This window comes from Amycolatopsis sp. NBC_00355 (assembly GCF_036104975.1).
Lineage (GTDB): Bacteria > Actinomycetota > Actinomycetes > Mycobacteriales > Pseudonocardiaceae > Amycolatopsis.
On sequence record NZ_CP107982.1, the window covers coordinates 9,923,329 to 9,940,583 of the forward strand.

Sequence of the window (17,255 nt, forward strand, 5' to 3'; positions counted from 1 at the left end):
GTCGCGGGTTCGCTCGCACGTTCGGTGACCACCGCCGTACCCGGCCAGGGCCCTGACCTGGCAGTGTGGTGCCATGGCGGATCAGGACCCCCCGGCCACGAAGCCGGGGGACGAGGAAGCGACCGTCTTCCTCCCCAGTGACTTTCGCGGCCCCCACTGGCCGAGCCGCGACCCCGACGTCTCCCGGCGGCCGTACGACGAGTTCGCCACGCAGATCGTCGCGAGGCCACCGGCCTCGCCCGTGTCGGCCGGCCGCGGTGAAGGCGCCGGCTCCTCGCTGGCCCGTTCGAGCGGGCGGATGGCGATCGCCTCGACCGTCAGCCGGATCACCGGCTTCGTCGCCAAGCTGCTGCTCGCGGCCGTGGTCGGGACCGGGATCGTCAACGACTCCTTCACCGTCGCCAACACCCTGCCGAACATCGTGTTCGAGCTGCTCTTCGGCGGCGTGCTGGCCAGTGTCGTGGTGCCGCTGCTGGTCCGCTCCCAGGACGACGCGGACGGCGGCCGGGCCTACACCCAGCGGCTGCTCACGATGGCGCTGGTGCTGCTCACCGTAGGGACGGCCGTCGCGGTGGCCATCGCGCCGCTGTTCACCGCGCTCTACGTCGACAAATCGTCAGCGGATGCCAACCCGGGGCTCACCACCGCGCTGGCCTACCTCCTGCTGCCGCAGATCCTGTTCTACGGTCTCTTCGCGCTGATGTCGGCCATCCTCAACGCCCAGAACGTGTTCGGGCCGCCCGCCTGGGCGCCGGTGCTGAACAACGTCGTCGTCACCGTCACGCTGGTCGTGTTCGCGCTGATGCCGGGGGAGCTGACGCTCGACCCGGTCCGGATGGGCGACCCGAAACTGCTCGTGCTCGGCCTCGGCACCACGCTCGGCATCGTCGTGCAAGCGATGGTGCTCATCCCGGCCTTGCTGCGCACCGGCTTCCGGTTCCGCTGGCGCTGGGGCTTCGACCCGCGGATGAAGGAGTTCGGCGGGCTCGCCGCGTGGATCCTCGGGTACGTCGTGGTGAGCCACGTCGGTTTTGTCGTCACGACCCGGGTGCTGACCGGCGGCACCGGCGGCGGCGTCACCGCCTACAGCTACGCGTCGCTGCTCTTCCAGCTGCCGTACGGCATCCTCGGCGTCTCGCTGCTGACCGCTCTCATGCCGCGGATGAGCCGGGCCGCCGCGGACGGCGACCTGGCGCGGCTCGTCGGCGACCTCTCGCTCGCCTCCCGCATCTCCACGGTGCTCTTCGTGCCGATCTCCGCCGCGCTGGCCGTCGTCGGCACGCCGATCGGCGTCGCGATCTTCACCTGGGGCCGCGGCACCCTCGACGACGCCGAGCGGCTCGGCCAGACCCTCGCCGTCTCCGCGGTCGGGCTGCTGCCGTACGCGCTGGTGATGCTGCAGCTGCGGGTGTTCTACGCGATGAAGGACGCCCGCACGCCGACGCTCATCATGCTCGTGATGACCGCGGTCAAGATCCCGCTGCTGTTCCTCTGCCGCGGCCTGCTCGACGGCGAACACGTCGTCTACGGCGTCATGCTGGTCAACGGCGCGGGGTTCGTGGTCGGCGCCGTGCTCGGCCAGGTCTGGCTGTGGGTGCGGCTCGGGCACCTGCGCAGCCGCCGGTCGCTGCGGGTCGGCCTGATCACCCTGGGCGTGAGCGGGCTGGGGGTGCTGGCCGCGGTGCTCGCCGGGTACGCCGTGCCCGGTTCGCTCGGCGTGATCCCCGCGGCGTGGGTGAAGCTGCCGATCCAGGGCCTGCTCGGGATCGCCGTGCCGTTCGGCCTCCTGGCGTTGGTGAAGCTGCCCGAGTTCATGCCCGTGACCCGCCGGGTGGCGGGGCTGCTGCGTCGCTGAACCCTTGGTGACGACTACGGCCGGAGCCGCGTTCCGGATGTCTCGAAACGATAACGAGACCGCGGCGATCAGCACGTTTACAATTCCGGCCCCGCTTCCTAATATCCCCGGAATCAGCGAAGGGGTGGGAGGTCGTTCATGACGCGCAGTGCGCGCAGACGGCGGGACCGGGTCTCGGTCGACGAACTGCTGCGGCAGGCGGGGGTCCGGCCGCGGAAACCGGGCTCGCGCTCGGCCGAGGTGGCGGCCCGCCGCGGGCCCGACGCCGAGCCGCGCGGCGCGGCGGGCCGGATCGCGCTGGCGTCGGCGGTGGCCGTGGTGCTGGGCGGGCTGGCGCTCGCGCTGGTGACCCAGGCCGACCCCGTCCCGGGGTCCACACCGTTCCCGCAGCTGCAGCCGGCCACGGGCGGCCCGTCGTCGAGCGCGCTCGCGGTGCCCACGCGGACGACGACGCCGTCCCCGGTGGTCATGCAGGCGCGCCAGACGCCGCCGCCGACGCCGTCACCTTCGGTTTCGACGGTGGAGATCCCGCCGCCGACCACGACCGTGCCGCCACCGACCACAGTGGACTTGAGCACGGTGTACCCGGGATACGCGAACTACGGCGGCGGTGACCACCGCGGCGGTCACACGCGCTGAGGCCGGAGCGGCGGGTGGCGGATGGTGCGGCGGTGTGCCGGAATCCGGTTCCCGCTCACCGGAAACCGGATGTGGCGCCCTTCCCGCTGATCGGGAAACCGCGAAGGCCCTCTCACCGACCCCGATGCCGGTGAGAGGGCCTTCGACTGCCCCACTACGGGCGCTGTGTCAGCCGGCGTACCCGGCGACGATCTTGGTGAACGCGTACTTGTCCTGCGTGATCCCGCTGCACTCGCCGCCGCCGCTGCAGTCGCGGTTGGTGGCCCAGAACGTGAAGCGGCCCAGGTGGTGGCTCGTCGCGTAACCGCGGATGGAGTTGAAGTTCGCGATCGTGACGGTCTCGCCCGCGTTGTCGGTCTTGCCGTTCATCGAGGAAAGGCCGCTGTGCCGGTACGCGGTGTCGTCCGAGTAGCCGAACGTCGTCTTGAGCTGGTTCTTCAGCCCGTCGACCGCGGACTTCGTCATGGCGGCCATGTCGCCGCCGCTGGAGAAGTCGAACGGCATGACCGACCAGACGTCGACCGGGGCGCCGATCGCCTTGGCCTGGTTGATCAGGCGCTTGCCGTAGCTGTCGGGGCCGGTCGTCGTGGTGCCGATGGTGATGACGACCTTCAGGTTCGGGTTGGCCTGCTTGGTCAGCTTGACCGCGTTGAGGATCCGGTCCTGCACCGTGTTGTTCTGGAACTCGTCGGTGTTCTCGATGTCCAGGTCGATCGCCTTGAGCCCGTAGGCGTCGATGACCTTCTGGTACGCGCCCGCCAGCGCCGAAGCCGACGTGCACTTCGAGCCGAGCTTGGTGCCGGACCAGCCGCCGAAGGAGGGGATGACGTCCCCGCCCGCGTTGCGGATGTTCTGGATCAGCGTCTTGTCCGAGCCGGTCAGCGAACGGCTGCCGTCCCACTTCGGGTTGCACGTCCCGTCGGACAGCACGAAGGCGAGGGTAAACGCTTTCACCCCGGTCGCGGACATCGCCGCGGTGGGGCTGGTCTGGCCGCCCCACTGGTACAGGTACGGGGAAGCGAGCACCGGGTCGACCGCGGCCATCGCCTGCGGGGCGAGGCCGACCGCCGTCGCCATCGCGGCTCCGGCGGCGACCGCGAGGGTCACCAGACGGCGCACTGATTTCATGGGGTCCTCCAAACTGACAGGATGGAGCACCTCCGGTTTGAGGCGGCGGGATCATCCCGGGAGGAGCGCTGTGTGCCACCACACAGTGGACTAGACCAATGTGGCGTGTCAACCCTTCTTCGGTCGGAAACATGACGCACGGTGCGCGCGCGGCTCCTGAGCGTCCCGGGATTCGCGACGAGGTGAGATTCCCCTGAAGGCGGAGTGACAGGGCGCGGCATTCCGGCTAGTTTGCCGAAATGGTGGGGGATTCCACGGTCGCAGCCGGCGGGGGACGCCGCCCCGGCCGGTCCCTGCTCGCCGTGCCCCTGCAACGCTGGGCGTTGTGGCGCCTGCCCCGCCGCGGCCAGGTCTGTTTTGTCGTCGTGGTGGACGTGCTCGCCGTCGCCGCCGTGGCCCTCGCCGCCGTCCGGTTCCCGCCGCTCGCCTCGATGCTGACGCCGTTCGCGCTGCTCGCGGGCGGGCTGCTGGTCACCGCCGAGCTGTCCCGGCCGGTGGAACGCCACCGCGAAGACACGCTGCTCGGGCCCGGCGTCGACACGCCGTGGGTCTTCGCCGGAGTCGTCGTGCTCCGGCCGGGGCTCGCCGTCGCGCTGGTCGTGCTCTCCGCGCTGCACCAGTGGTTCCGGGTCCGCAGAAGACCCGTGTACCGCCAGGTGTTCGGCGCCGCGTCGACCGCGCTCGCGGGACTCGTCGCCGGGGCGTTCCTCACCGCGACCGGGGTCAAACCGCTCGCCGCGGTCCTCGACGCCCGCACCGTCGCCCTGCTCCTGCTCGCCGGGCTGGCGTTCCTCGCGGTGAACGCCGCGCTCGTGACCGCCGCCGACGGCCCCCGCCCGCCCCGCGAAGCCGCCCCGGGCCACGCCTTCGACGCCGCGATGACGGCGTTCGGCGTCATGTTCGGCTGGGCCGCTCTCGCCGCGCCCTGGTTCGTGCCGTTGCTGGCCGGCGCCACCGTCGTGCTGCACCGCGGGGGACTGGGCCGCGGCCGCCGCGAACACGTCACCCTCGATCCCGGCACCGGTGTGCTGACCGCCGCGTCGTGGCGCGGCGCGGCCGACGCCGAGGTGACGCGCCTCGGCCGGCACGGCCCCGGCCAGGCCCTGCTGCTGCTCGACCTGGACCACTTCCGCCAGCTCAACGACCGCTACGGCGCCCGGATCGGCGACGCCGTGCTGCGCGCGGTCGCCGACACCCTGCGCGACGAGGTCCGCGCCGCGGATCTTGTGGGCCGCTCCGGCGGCGAGGAGTTCGCGGTCCTGCTGCCCGGCACCGGCCGCTTCGACGCGATGGCGATCGCCGAGCGCATCCGGCTGCGGATCGCCTCGACGCTGGTGGCGCTGAAGGCGTCGGGCGACGGGCCGCAGTTCGTCGGCGTGACGGTGTCGATCGGCGTCGCGGACTGCGCGGCCGACGGGGTGCTGGCGGACGCGCTCCGGGCCGCGGAGGCGGCGCTGCTGCGCGCGAAGGCCGCGGGGCGCAACCGGACGATCTGCGCGGATCCCGCTTAGCGGGGACCCCACCCGGCCGGTTCTGCCTACCGTCCCGCACGAGAACACGCGCGAGGAGGCACCTGATGCGGAAGCTGATCTTGGGGTTCTACTGTTCGGTCGACGGCAAGAGCGCCGACGCGGACAACGGGATCCGGGACGTCATGACGGGCGTCGACGATCCCGAGCAGGAGAAGTACTTCGTCGACGGGCTGTGGGAGGCCGGGGCCTTCCTGATGGGCCGCGTCACCTACGAGGCCATGGCCGGGTTCTGGCCCACCTCGGACCACCCGTCCGCCAAGGCCATGAACGAGATCCCCAAGGTGGTGTTCTCCCGCACCCTGGAGTCCGCCGGCGACTGGCCCGAGACCCGGATCGCTAGCGGTGACACGGCGGCGGAGATCGCCGAGCTCAAGGCCGAGCCGGGCAAGGACCTGGTCGCCGCCGGCGGCACCGCGTTCCTGCACTCGCTGATCAAGCTCGGCGTGGTCGACGAGTACCGCCTGTGGGGGCTCCCCGCCGCCACGGGCCGGGGCGCGCCCCTGTTCCCGGAGCTGGCCGAGCCCCTGAACCTGCGCCTGGTGAAGAGCACGGCCTTCCCGTCGGGGGTCCTCGAACTGATCTACGCGCCGGCCGGTTAGCCCATGGTGATCGCGTCGAGCTTCTCCTTCAGGTAGTCCGCCGCGATGACCTCCGGGTAGATCCGCTTGCCCAGCGGGGGCGCGAGCGACGTGATCCGCGCGTCGTGGTCGGTCTCGTAGAAGAAGACCAGGGACACCAGGTCCTCCTCCGGTGCCGTCGGCGCCGGGGGCAGGACGCGGTGGCGGGTCGAGCGCCAGCGGTCGCCCGTCCAGCGGGCCATCAGGTCGCCGATGTTCACCGTGAACGCGTCCGGGTGGTACGGCGCGTCCTCCCACTCGCCGCCGTCGGTGAAGACCTGCAGCCCGCCCACGCCCGCCTGGCGGTCGAGCACCGTCACCGTGCCGAAGTCGGTGTGCGGGCCGATCCGGAACTGGTCGGGCTCGGGCTCGCCGACGTGGGTCATCGGCGGGTACCAGTTGATGTTGAACGTGTACGTCGGTTGCGCGGTGTGCCGCGTGAAGTGGCTCTCCGCCAGGCCGAGCGCCGCGGCGAAGATCTCCAGCAGGTGATCCGACAGCGCCCGCATGCGGCGCATGTACTCGGTGGCCGTCTCGGCGAGCCCCGGCACCTCGGCCGGCCAGACGTTGGGCTGGAACCAGAACCCGTCGACCTCGGCGACGCCGACGCCGAGATCGGCGCCCGCCGAGTAGGACTCCTTGAGGTCGGGCGGGGTTTCGGTGCCCTCGGCGTAGCCGTTGGCCTCGACGCCCGGCGGCAGCCAGCCGCGGCCGCCGACGGTGACGGCGTAGCGCTGCTTGACGTCCTCGGGCAGCGCGAAGAACCGGCGTGCCTGCTCGCGGGCCCGGTCGCGCAGGTCGTCCGGGACGCCGTGCCCGGTGACCAGCAGGAAGCCGGACTGCCGCAGCGCCCGGTCGACCTGTTCGGCCACGTCGGCCCGGCCCTCGGACGTGCCCGTGAACCACGGCGAAAGGTCCACGAGCGGAACGGATGACGGCATACGAGCTCCTCGCAAGAACTGTCCTATGTGGACTTCTCGACCCCGATGTCCTCGAACCACAGGTCCGGGCGCGCGGCGATGAACTCCGTCATCAGCGCGGTGCAGGCGGGGTCGTCGAGCAGGGTGATCTCCACGCCGAGGCCGGCCAGCCAGTCGTGCCCGCCGTGGAAGGTTTCGGTTTCGCCGATGATTACGCGCCCGATACCGAACTGACGGACGAGCCCGGAGCAGTACCAGCACGGCGAGAGCGTGGTGACCATGATCGTGTCGCGGTAGTGGGGGCGGCGGCCGGCGTTGCGGAACGCCGCGGTCTCGGCGTGCATCGACGGGTCGCCGTCCTGTACGCGCCGGTTGTGCCCGCGGCCCAGCAGGGTGCCGGTGGAGTCGAACAGCGCGGCCCCGATCGGCACGCCGCCCTCGTCGCGGCCCAGTACGGCTTCCTCACGGGCGACGGCGAGCAGGGCGGCAGGGTCGATCGGCATGCGCCACTCTCACCGCCCGGAGCCGTGCCTGGCAAGTGTTTGACCACCCGACTGCACCATCCGGCCGATCGAGGACCGGAACTGTCCTCGATGTCTGGCACACTGCGTGTCATGTACGGCACTTCGGAGCGACTGCTCAGGCTGCTTTCGCTGCTGCAGGCCCGGCGGGACTGGCCCGGTTCGGACCTCGCGTCGCGCCTGGACGTCGACGTCCGCACGATCCGCCGCGACGTCGAACGGCTCCGCTCGATCGGCTACCCGGTGCACGCGACCCCGGGCGTCGCCGGGGGCTACCGGCTCGGCGCCGGGGCCGCGCTGCCGCCGTTGCTGCTGGACGACGACGAGGCCGTCGCGGTCGCGGTGGGCCTGCGCACGGCCGCGAGCGGCACGGTCAGCGGCATCGAGGAGACGTCCGTGCGGGCGCTGGCGAAGCTGGAGCAGGTGCTGCCCGCCCGGCTGCGGCCGCGGGTCAGCGCCCTGCAGGCGGCCACGGTCTCGCTGGCGGGCAGTGGCCCGACCGTCGACGCCGGGGTGCTCACCGTGATCGCCTCGGCCTGCCGGGACCACGAGCGCCTGCGCTTCGGCTACGGCGACCGCACCGGGGCGGCGACCGAGCGGTCGGTCGAGCCGCTGCGCCTGGTCCACACGGGACGGCGCTGGTACCTGGTCGCGTTCGACCTCGGCAAGCAGGACTGGCGCACCTTCCGCGTCGACCGGATCACCGGCGAGCCGGCGGCGAGCTTCCGCTTCACCCCGCGCGAGCCACCGGCCGACGACCTCGCGGCGTACGTGTCGCGCTCGATCTCGACCACGCCGTACCCGCACCAGCTGGTGGTGCGGGTGGCCGCGCCGGCGTCGGTGGTGTCGACCCGCATCTCGCCCACGAGCGGCGTGGTGGAGCCGATCGACGACCACAGCTGCCGGGTCCGCACGGGCGCGAACAACCTGGACGTGGTGCCGTACCACCTGGCGCAGTGGGGGTACGACTTCGTCGTGGAGGAGGCACCGGAGGGGTTGGTGGAGCGGCTTCGGATGGTCGCCGATCGCTTCGCGCGCGCCGTCGGCTGAGGACCGCCGTCCCGGGTAGGCTCGCTTCGAGTGGTCTTCACGAACCGGAGGGTGACTGTGAGTTCGGTGCCTGGAATCGATCCGTCGGTCGCCCCCAGTGGTGCGGGCTGCCTCGAGTGCGACGCCGCCGGCGGGTGGTGGGTGCACCTGCGCCGGTGTGCGCAGTGCGGGCACGTCGGCTGCTGCGACACCTCGCCGGCCCAGCACGCGACCGCGCACTTCAAGGTGTCCGGGCACCCCTACATCCAGAGCTTCGAGCCGGGGGAGTCCTGGTTCTGGAACTTCGAGACCGAAACGGTCAGCGACGGACCGGAGCTGACCGGTCCCGACTCGCACCCGGCGGAGCAGCCCGTCCCGGGGCCGACCGACCGGCTGCCCGGCGACTGGCAGCAGCACCTCAACGCCTAGGCCGCCGGCACTCCGAGCATCCGCAGCACCAGGCCGCCGTACTCCTTGCCGAGCGCGGCCGGGGTCTGTCGCGCGCGCTCGCTGTACCAGCGGGCGACGTCGACCCCGAGTGACAGCACCGCCCGGGCCGCGACGTGCGGGTCCGACACGGTGAAGGCGCCGACGCGGGCGCCTTCGGTGATCACCTCGCGCACGATCCGCTCGATGCCGCGCCGCAGCTCGGCGACCACCTTGAACTCCTCTTCGGGCAGCGCCTGCAGCTCGTACTGCACGACCCGGGCCACGGTGTGGCGCCGCGCGTGCCAGGCGACGAAGTCCTCGACGATCAGCCGGATCCGCTCGACGGGGTCGGACACCTTCGCGACGACGTTCTCGACCAGCGCGAGCGTCTGCTCGTGGCCGTAACGGCTGATCGCGAACAGCAGCGCGGCCTTCGACGGGAAGTGCACGTAGAGCGCGGCGGGGCTCATCCCGGCCGCGCCGGCGATGTCCCGCGTCGTCGTGGCGTGGTACCCGCGCTCGGCGAACGCCTCGACCCCGGCCAGCATCAGCCGTCTCGCGGTCTCGGGCTGCACGTCGGGCCACAGTTCGGCCGACAGGGACATCGTCATCGGGTGATCCTCTCAGACGCCGCACCCACGGGTGACGGACTCGGCGGGTGCACCCCGGGCAGCTCAATGATAAGCGGGCGCTTTGTCGAGAGGATCAGTGATGCGTCCCCAAAATGGGGACGTCATGCCGGTCAGGCCGGCGCCCTGACGGTCGCCCACGACGCCTGGGGCCGGCCTCGAACCCCGGCCTGGGTCGAACGTGTGTTCGAGACTCTGGTAGGGTCGATACCGCGGTGGTGCGGCCGCAGGGGAAGTGCGCCCCGCACCACCGCGTCCCGTCCGAGGCCTACTACGTCGGTGCGGAGTTTTCGGCCGACGTGATCACCAGCCAGCCCCGGAGGTAACCGGACGACGCTGGCGTGGTTGCGCCATGCCGCGCTTCATCGGTGGATATTCGCAGTTCAGGACAGGTGCGGGCCGGTGTGAATGGTGTCCGATCCTGGCCTGGAGGGCTTGCATGAGGCCGCCGATCGACGACGGACGTCGCCGCCGACGACGACGCGTTGCCGGCCATGAACGCCATCTACGCCGACGGCCGGTCACCTACCGTCCAAGCCGTCGGCGGGCCCGTGTGCCGTCAGGTCGCGAGCGGATGTGGCTCTCCGGTCAGCGTGGCGACCACGACCGCCAGCTCGTCGACGGTGGCCGCGACGTAGGTCATCGTGCTGCTCGTCTGGTAGCCCGTCGAGGTATGTCCCGCGAACGACGCTGCCTCGCGGACCCCTGCTCCCGGACGCGCCCGGGCATGCGCGAGCAGACCGGCGGCAAGAGTCGGCGAGACGGGCTGTTCGCTGTCCAACGCGGGATCCGTACCGGTCGGCACTGCCGTCGTGTTGATCTCCAGGAGCTGGTGGTAAGTGAGGGCGCGCCGCAAACTCTTGTGACGTCGAGGCTTTCTGAGTTTCGAGGTGGGATTCCTCTGTGCCGTGACGTACTTGTCAGCTTCCGCAACCACGTAGATGTGCCTCGAGGCATCGATGAAGTTCGCCTTCGCCGACTGCCCGTCACGTGAGCCACGGCGGCGGACGGCGTGCGCTTGAACCTCGTTGGCGAGCGACATGAACTCGGAGCCGATGGCGTGTCGATATCTCCCCATTTCTTCTCCGGGAAACGCCAGTACACCGACCGGGGTGATGCCAAGGCGCTCGAGGAGAATCTTCGCCGTCAGCAAGTCGGACGGTGGCGCTGCGGGTTTGCCGGCGCGCGGGACGCTGGAGTCGTCGAGGCTCATCGCGACGGGTTGTCTCGCGAGTGGAGGGCGGCCAGTGCCTCGTCGAGCGTCGCCAGCACACCGGCCCTGGCGGGGCCGGGACACCGCGGGTGCCTCGGTGTCCGTGATCTACCAAGTCACGTCGGCACCGTTGCCCTGATCGGGTGATCGGTACAGCACGGCTCAACCGACGCTCCCAGTCAGGTGTGTCGATGTCGCATGGGACGAGCACGAGGCGAGGGAGTGCGGATGAAGAAGATGTTGACGATCTCGGCGGTCGTCGGGTTGGCCATCTCGGGTGTGGTTGTGGGAGCGGGGCCTGCGTCCGCTGAACCGTGGCCGTCGGGCTGCAGCTGGGGGATTTCGGGTCTGTACACGACCTACGCGAAGTGCACGAAAGGGCCTGGCAGCTATCGGGCGGTGGCCAAGTGCACGAGTACCCGATACGCCTACGGCAGCTGGCAGCCCGCGGGAAGCTACCCCGGTCAGTCGACAGCGTCGTGCTCGAATGTGCGCCCCATTTCGGCGTCCATCGGCCTCAGCCAGTCGTAACTCCGCAGGCGCACCGCGCGCTGTCTGCGACGGGCGTACGGGTGCCGGACGAGGGTCGCGAATCAGTGCGGCTCGCCAGAAGAACGGACCGTGACCGACCCGGGTGGAGTATCCCGGCGGATACCCACCCGGGTCGCGTCACGCGGGTTGAGCCATTTGTGCGAGCAGAGGTGTTTGTCGAGCGGGGGTGGGGTTGCCCTCGAAGCTGTGCTGGCGGAGGTCCGTCAGGGCATGCCGTTGTAGACGCCGGTGTTTCCCGTCATAGCGCAGTACGAACCCATGGCCGCGGCGGAGGTCGAGACGCTGGTAGCGGCGGTGGCGCCGACTGTGCAGCGCTACCTCACCGGCGAGATCGGCTGACCCGCTCCCGGATCGCGCGGACCGCCACGACGGGCGGGCCGTTCTCGAACCCCACGACCATCGACCTGCCCCAGCCGCCGACCCAGCCCTGCCGGTTCTTCAAGCCGGCCGTCGGTGACAGGGCGAGGAGCGCCGAGGTGCGGCGCAGCTCGATCGCCGTCCCGTCGCGGAATCCCGCGTACAGAAACCTCCCTTCCGGCACGTCGCTCACGTCGGCCCGCCGCCACCCGGTGCGCTCGACGACCCGGAGCCGGCGCCGCCAGCCGGCCGCCGCCCCGATCGAGAACGGCAGGCCGAACAGGGCCGCCAGCATCGGGACCACGCCGAAGCCGAGCTGGACCTGGTCTTCGTTCTGCTCGTCGATGGTGCGCACGTGCGCCGGGTCGGCCGGGTCGTAGACGACGATCACCTGCTCGCCGACGTGGTAATCGCGGCCCGAATCCCAGACGATCGCGTCGGTCCGGTCGCCGTGGCTCACCCGGATGTACGACGTGCCCTTGGCGCTGTGGAGCACGCTGACGACCACACCGGGCTCGTGGAAGCCGGTGGCGAGCAGATCGTCGGCGGCCGCACCGGCCAAGGCGACGCCGGTGAACCCGGCCGCGAGCACCACCGCCCAGCCCACGGCGAAGCCCGTCGCGCGGCGGGAAGCCCGGCGCAGGCGGGCATTCAGTTCCGGGTGGTCACCGTCGGCGGGATCCGCCGCGGGCAGCCACCGGCCGAAGTCCCCGGCGGCGGCCAGCGCACTGCGGTCCAGAACCCGCAACCCGTACCAGCCGACGGCGGTGAGCGCGAGGGCACCGATCAGGAGGGTCACGTTGCCCAGCAGATCGTCGTCGCCGGAGAAGAGCGAGTACACGGTGGCCGCGGCGCCGAGCCCGGAGAGGACCGAAAAGACGACGACGATGACCACCCAGAATGTCCGCATGGAGTGATCGTAGGGCCGTTGACCTGCGCGGACGCTGCGAGAAACGGCATACGACGACGAGGCAACCCGGCGGCCTTCCCGTGCGTGCAAGTGAGCAGGCGTCACATTTCGCCGACACCGTTCGCACATTCGGGGAAACGACGGGATTCGTATCCTTTCCCCATGAAGCCAACGTCTTCGGGGCCGGCCGCGAGAACACTCGCCGCTTCTCTGCGCGAAGAACCCGAAGAACGCGACGTCGGTCTTCGCCGGCTCGCGGACAAGTTGGGGTTCTGCCGCAGGTGCTGCTGATCGTGCGCTCACGTCCGGTCATGCCGACGAGCGGACGGGCTCGCCTGCGTCCCGCAGCTACCTCCCGTTCGCTCGGCAAGATGCCCGGCGGGGCGATCCCGCACTCGACGACCAGACCCCCCTGTGCAGGTCCAGGCAGGTCAGTTCGGCGTCCGCAGCGCCGTGCGTGCTGACTCAGCGCTTCCCGAAGTGGTCAGCGGTCGACGAACCGATCAGCGCGTTGTCCACGCAGGTCGAAATTCGGTACGTGACTAACGAACCCGTGCGGCGAGCCCAGGAGCGCCAGCAGACGCCGCAGTTCCAGGACGAGGTTTCGGTGGCCGCGTGCGTGGTCGCCAAGTTGTCCGATCGGGTCTACAGCACGCGCGAACGGCCAGTCGTCGGCAACCTGCAGGAGGCTCGCCGCGTCCACCCCGAGGATGAGGGCGACCGCTCTCTGGTTACCGACGAGCAGGCCGAAATGTGCTCCGGCTGTTGTGAAACGAATGCTTTCTACCGGGCATGAGGAGTGATGCGAATGTGGTGGTCGAGGCCTCGGCGTCGACGTGCGCCGCAGCCGTCTGGGCTTGGGGTGTTTCTGCTTGGGATCGGGATTGGAGTGCTCACCAACCTGGTGACCGCGAGCCCGGACCGGTGGCCGGGGTGGGCTCAGCCGGTGGTGAGGTGGTCGTGGCTCATCGGCGCGGCCGTGGTCGCGTCGGTCTGCGTGCGTGCCGGATGGCTGTGGCGCCGTGCGCGGTTACCGGCACCCGAGTGGACAGGCGAGAACCCGTATCCGGGCTTGGCCGCTTACGACGGTGACCGGGCGCCGGTGTTCTTCGGACGTACGGACGACCGGCGTGACCTGGTCCGACGGGTGCAGGACGGCTCTGCGCCCTCCCTTCGATTCGCGCCGGTCGTGGGTCCGTCGGGCAGCGGCAAGTCCTCCCTCGTGTTGGCCGGGCTGCTGCCGACGCTCGGTAGCCGGTGGACGGTTCTGGGACCGATCACCCCGGGCACATCCGGCGTTGACGAACTCACGCAACTGTTGGGCACGGAGGTTCGCGGGGCGGCGGAAACCGTGTTGGCGGCGGTGCAGGACGGCGGTCCCGCACCGGGACCAGAACCCGTATTGAAGGCTTTGCGGGCGGCGAGAGGGACCCGGCCGCGCGTGCTGCTGGTCGTCGATCAGTTTGAAGAAGCGGCGGTCAAGCACACCGAGAAGGAGCGAAATCTGTTTCTGGCTCTGCTGTACGCGCTGGTGACGCACGATCAGAGGCTGCATGTGGTCGCCACGGTGCGGTCGGAATGGATCGGCCGGTTCCAGGAAGGCCCCGGCGCCGGCGTATTCACCGATCTGATCATGGTGAACGTGCTCGGACCTCAGCAGATCCGCCAGGTCGTGGACGGACCCGCCGACCTGACCGATACGACGTTCGAGCCTGGCCTGGTGGAGGAGATCGTGCGCGACACCGGCCGCGGTGACGCGCTGCCGCTGCTCAGCTCGCTGCTCAGCGCGCTGTACGACGGCCTCGGCCGCGACCGATACATCAGCTGGGCCGACTATCTGAATGCCGGCAAGGTGGGAGGGGCGGTCGCCGGACGCGCGGAGACGGCTGTGGCCGCGTCCGGGCACGATCTGGACACGACGCTGACCACCTTGCTGCTGTTCGTGGACCTGCAGGGCGAGGAACCCACCCGCCGACCGGTGTGGGACGACGCGCTGGCCGCAGCGCAGCGCGATGTCGTGGTCGCGTTCGTCCAGACACACCTGCTCACGAGCGACACCAACACTGACGGTCGCGTTCTCTACGACGTAACGCACGAGGCATTGCTGCGCCAGTGGCGACCACTGGCCGACCACATCAAGACACACCGTGGCACGCTGCAGCGGATCACGGAACTGCTGGCGCTTGCGAAAGCGTGGGTGAACGCCGGGCGGTCCACGAGCTACTTGGTCCCCGGCGCGCGACTCGCCGACTTGAACTCGAACACCGCAGTGGCCCTGCCCGAGCCGCTCGCCGAGTTCGCCGCCGCCTGCACGGACAACGACGAGACCGACCTGCAGCGCCGCGCGAACGTGGCAGCCGAACACGCTCTGGAGATCCTCGACCACGACCCGGCGACCGCGATAAGCCTGTCGCTGGCCGCGTGCACCGAATTGACCCCGACCTCGACCGCGAGCACCGCGCTCTACCAGTCGCTGGCCACCGGCCTGCGGCACGTCCTCGCCGGACACACCGAGAACGTGTGCTGTGCCCGCGTCGCACAAGACGGTCGCGTCGCCACAGCGGACGAACAAGGCACGATACGGATCTGGTCCGCGGATGGCACCCTGCTGCACGACTTGACTGAAGATCGGGAGCCGGTCAGTGCGCTCACGTTCGCGCCGGACGGCCGACTCGCCTCCGGGGACACGGCGGGACGTGTCACCGTGTGGGGCGCCGACGGGAAGATGATCCACCACCTCGACGGCACCCTGCACCGAGTCACCAGCCTGGTATTCGCCGCCGACGGCCGGCTTGCGGCCGCAGGCCAGCACGCGCTATGCCTGTGGGACCCCGATGGAAGGCTGATCCGCCGATTAACCAGTGACGGAGAGCAGACAGCTGTCGTGTTCACGCCCGACGCCCTGCTGGTCACCACCGGTGAGAACGGGGAGATTCGGACCTGGGGCAGCAGCGGCCCAGAACAGCGCTGCCTCCAACCTGCCAAGGAGTCGTTGGTCACCGCGTTGGCGGTAAGCAGCAATGGGTGGATCGCTGCCGGCTACCGAAACGGCGCGGTGCGGGGCTGGCAGCCAGACGGCGCCCCCCTATCGTCTGACGACTCAGCAGAGGGCATCCTCGTCACGGTTGCCGGGCCGGTGCGTGATCTCGCCTTCTCCGAAACAGGTCACTTGTTCACAGTCGGCGGCAACGGCCGCGTGACCACCTGCAGACCGAACGACCCGTGCAACACGGTCACCGAATCGACCGATCCCGATATGATGGGGGTCTTTTCGCTGGTGTGCGGACCAGATGAGCTGCTGGCCACAGTCATAATGGGCGAGGTGCGGTTGTGTGATCCCGAGGGCATGGTCGCTCGCATCAAGATGGCGGGAACGACTCACATGACTGTCCTTGACTTCAGCGCGCATGGCTGGTTGTTGACGGCCACATCCAGCACGGTGCACATCTGGGACATCAGTCGGCTTGCGCGGTTGCTGCCCCGAGGTGAAGGTGCTGCTCAGTTCAAGGAACTCGTCGTATCGGATGCCGGGCTAATGACGGATACGGTCAGCGTTCTCCGCATCGGTTCCGGGCGGTGGGCAGTCGGCCCGGGACATCGCCGCGCCGATGCCGATGGCACGAACGTGAAAGTCAGGACTGCCGACGGTGCCCTGATCCACACGCTCACCGGAGATCAGAACCAAAAAGCAAGGCACTTGGCATTCGCGCCCGACGGGCGCCTCGCCGCCGTATTCGACCGCGCGGTGTGGGTCTGGGACTGTGACGGCAATTTGCTGAACACCCTCGACGCGCACGAATCAACAGTGGGCCGAATGAGCTTCGCGCCGGACGGCCGGCTCATCACCGCCACCACCAGCGGAGCACTCCGGATCTGGAACACCGCGGGTGAGGTCCATGTGCTCGAAAAGGCGAAAGACAACGAAGAAACTCTCGCTTTCGCGTTCGCCGAAGACGGTCGGCTGGCGGCCGCGTCGGCTGGCAACACCGCTCGCCTCTGGGACCGCGACGGCGTCCTACAACATTTACTCACGGGTCACACCAAACCGGTTGAACACCTGGCCTTCGCCCCAGACGGTGTCCTGTTCACTGCAGCCGGGGACGGCGGCGTTCGCCGCTGGAGCCGAGACGGGGCTCCCTTGCAGATGCTCGACGTCCCCCGCGATGGCAGGATCAGTGGTCTCGCGGTTACCGACGCGGGATTGGTCATCGCCGGCGGCGGATGGGATCACACCATGTGGGTGTGGGCCCCAGACGGACGGCTGCTGTACGAGCTGCTCCCAGGCGACCGCAGCCTCGGTATCAGCATGCTGGCGTGTGGCCGGAAAGGCCAGCTCATCACGGCCGGCGTCGACAGAGTCAGATATTGGCCAGGGGTGCTTCCTCTGCCAGATCTCATCGCCGACGCCAGACGATGCACCCTGCCACCCCTCGCGCCACCACTTCGCCACCGCTGGATGTTGCCAGACGAATCCAAGACTACGTAGGTGCGGCCAGCCGTTCGCAGACCATGTTCGGCCACGCCGGTCCAGACAAGCGGGCGCCCGCACGCAAAGCTGAGCGCTGGACGGAACTTCGACACCTCCCGTCGAAGCGCGATTCCCCGACCCCTGCCGGGCTCGAACGGGCTGCCACCCCACCGTACGACGGGCAGGATGCACCCGTACCCAGTAGATGCGCCTGGGCGAGCTCGATGCGATGGTAGGCCGCAGGCGCCGGCGCCACGGGCTGAGTTTGTTGCATCGCCGGTCGGGCCAGCGACTACCCGCACAAGGGGTGGCCCTGTGGCCGAGAAACGACGCGTCGCGGTGCGCCGGCTCCAGCGCGAGGTCGCCGGGGACCCGCGACCGGCGAGGTCTTCACCTGCCCCGCGTCAGCCTCTACCTCGCCGACCTGCAAGTCGGCCAGGTCTGGATCCCCGACGA

General features: G+C 70.0%; 15 protein-coding genes. 9 read left to right on the forward strand and 6 right to left on the reverse strand.

The genetic code is table 11. The features are described from left to right. The first annotated feature begins 73 nt into the window (after positions 1-73). The gene (gene murJ / locus OHS18_RS46180) at positions 74-1,855 is read left to right on the forward strand and encodes a murein biosynthesis integral membrane protein MurJ (protein ID WP_328458253.1); all 1,782 of its coding nucleotides are present in this window, start codon (positions 74-76) and stop codon (positions 1,853-1,855) included. 138 nt (positions 1,856-1,993) lie between these two features. After that, complete coding sequence (locus OHS18_RS46185) at positions 1,994-2,494, forward strand: hypothetical protein (protein ID WP_328458251.1); 501 nt, start codon at positions 1,994-1,996, stop codon at positions 2,492-2,494. Positions 2,495-2,662: 168 nt separating this feature from the next. Here OHS18_RS46185 and OHS18_RS46190 read toward each other — a convergent pair whose 3' ends face one another. Continuing rightward, on the reverse strand, positions 2,663-3,622 hold the full coding sequence (locus OHS18_RS46190) for a chitinase (protein ID WP_328458249.1): 960 nt from the start codon (positions 3,620-3,622) through the stop codon (positions 2,663-2,665). A gap of 239 nt (positions 3,623-3,861) precedes the next feature. Here OHS18_RS46190 and OHS18_RS46195 point away from each other — a divergent pair, with 239 nt between their 5' ends. Further along, positions 3,862-5,133: a GGDEF domain-containing protein gene (locus OHS18_RS46195; RefSeq protein WP_328458247.1), complete on the forward strand. Its 1,272-nt coding sequence runs from the start codon at positions 3,862-3,864 to the stop codon at positions 5,131-5,133. Between the two features lie 65 nt (positions 5,134-5,198). Further along, positions 5,199-5,753, forward strand: a complete 555-nt coding sequence (locus OHS18_RS46200) for a dihydrofolate reductase family protein (protein WP_328615056.1) — start codon at positions 5,199-5,201, stop codon at positions 5,751-5,753. Here OHS18_RS46200 and OHS18_RS46205 read toward each other — a convergent pair. Continuing rightward, a complete protein-coding gene (locus OHS18_RS46205) occupies positions 5,750-6,712 on the reverse strand; it encodes an isopenicillin N synthase family dioxygenase (protein WP_328615057.1) in 963 nt (320 codons plus the stop codon). The genes OHS18_RS46200 and OHS18_RS46205 overlap by 4 nt on opposite strands. A 23-nt stretch (positions 6,713-6,735) precedes the next feature. Then, positions 6,736-7,194, reverse strand: coding sequence for a nucleoside deaminase (locus OHS18_RS46210; RefSeq protein ID WP_328458240.1), 459 nt, complete (start codon positions 7,192-7,194; stop codon positions 6,736-6,738). A 111-nt stretch (positions 7,195-7,305) separates the two neighbouring features. Between OHS18_RS46210 and OHS18_RS46215 the strand changes: the two genes are divergently transcribed. Both OHS18_RS46215 and OHS18_RS46220 read left to right on the forward strand, forming a co-directional pair. Beyond that, positions 7,306-8,262: a helix-turn-helix transcriptional regulator gene (locus OHS18_RS46215; protein WP_328615058.1), complete on the forward strand. Its 957-nt coding sequence runs from the start codon at positions 7,306-7,308 to the stop codon at positions 8,260-8,262. Positions 8,263-8,328: 66 nt separating this feature from the next. Then, positions 8,329-8,670 carry a UBP-type zinc finger domain-containing protein gene (locus tag OHS18_RS46220; protein WP_328615059.1) on the forward strand — a complete coding sequence of 114 codons (342 nt, stop codon included), beginning with the start codon at positions 8,329-8,331 and terminating at the stop codon, positions 8,668-8,670. Here the strand turns inward: OHS18_RS46220 and OHS18_RS46225 are convergent. Then, positions 8,667-9,281, reverse strand: coding sequence for a TetR/AcrR family transcriptional regulator (locus tag OHS18_RS46225; protein WP_328458235.1), 615 nt, complete (start codon positions 9,279-9,281; stop codon positions 8,667-8,669). The genes OHS18_RS46220 and OHS18_RS46225 overlap by 4 nt on opposite strands. A gap of 577 nt (positions 9,282-9,858) precedes the next feature. Beyond that, a complete protein-coding gene (locus tag OHS18_RS46230; protein ID WP_328615060.1) occupies positions 9,859-10,512 on the reverse strand; it encodes a hypothetical protein in 654 nt (217 codons plus the stop codon). Positions 10,513-11,292: 780 nt separating this feature from the next. Here OHS18_RS46230 and OHS18_RS46235 point away from each other — a divergent pair. Continuing rightward, the gene (locus OHS18_RS46235; protein WP_442875320.1) at positions 11,293-11,403 is read left to right on the forward strand and encodes a TetR/AcrR family transcriptional regulator; all 111 of its coding nucleotides are present in this window, start codon (positions 11,293-11,295) and stop codon (positions 11,401-11,403) included. On the opposite strand, the gene OHS18_RS46240 is transcribed toward OHS18_RS46235, so the two are convergent. Beyond that, on the reverse strand, positions 11,384-12,331 hold the full coding sequence (locus tag OHS18_RS46240; RefSeq protein WP_328615061.1) for a DUF3592 domain-containing protein: 948 nt from the start codon (positions 12,329-12,331) through the stop codon (positions 11,384-11,386). The two genes, OHS18_RS46235 and OHS18_RS46240, sit on opposite strands and share 20 nt — an antisense overlap. A gap of 457 nt (positions 12,332-12,788) precedes the next feature. Here OHS18_RS46240 and OHS18_RS46245 point away from each other — a divergent pair, with 457 nt between their 5' ends. Both OHS18_RS46245 and OHS18_RS46250 read left to right on the forward strand, forming a co-directional pair. Then, positions 12,789-13,127, forward strand: a complete 339-nt coding sequence (locus OHS18_RS46245; RefSeq protein ID WP_328615062.1) for a hypothetical protein — start codon at positions 12,789-12,791, stop codon at positions 13,125-13,127. 93 nt (positions 13,128-13,220) lie between these two features. After that, positions 13,221-16,817 carry an NACHT and WD repeat domain-containing protein gene (locus tag OHS18_RS46250; RefSeq protein WP_328615063.1) on the forward strand — a complete coding sequence of 1,199 codons (3,597 nt, stop codon included), beginning with the start codon at positions 13,221-13,223 and terminating at the stop codon, positions 16,815-16,817. The last annotated feature ends 438 nt before the right edge of the window (positions 16,818-17,255 follow it).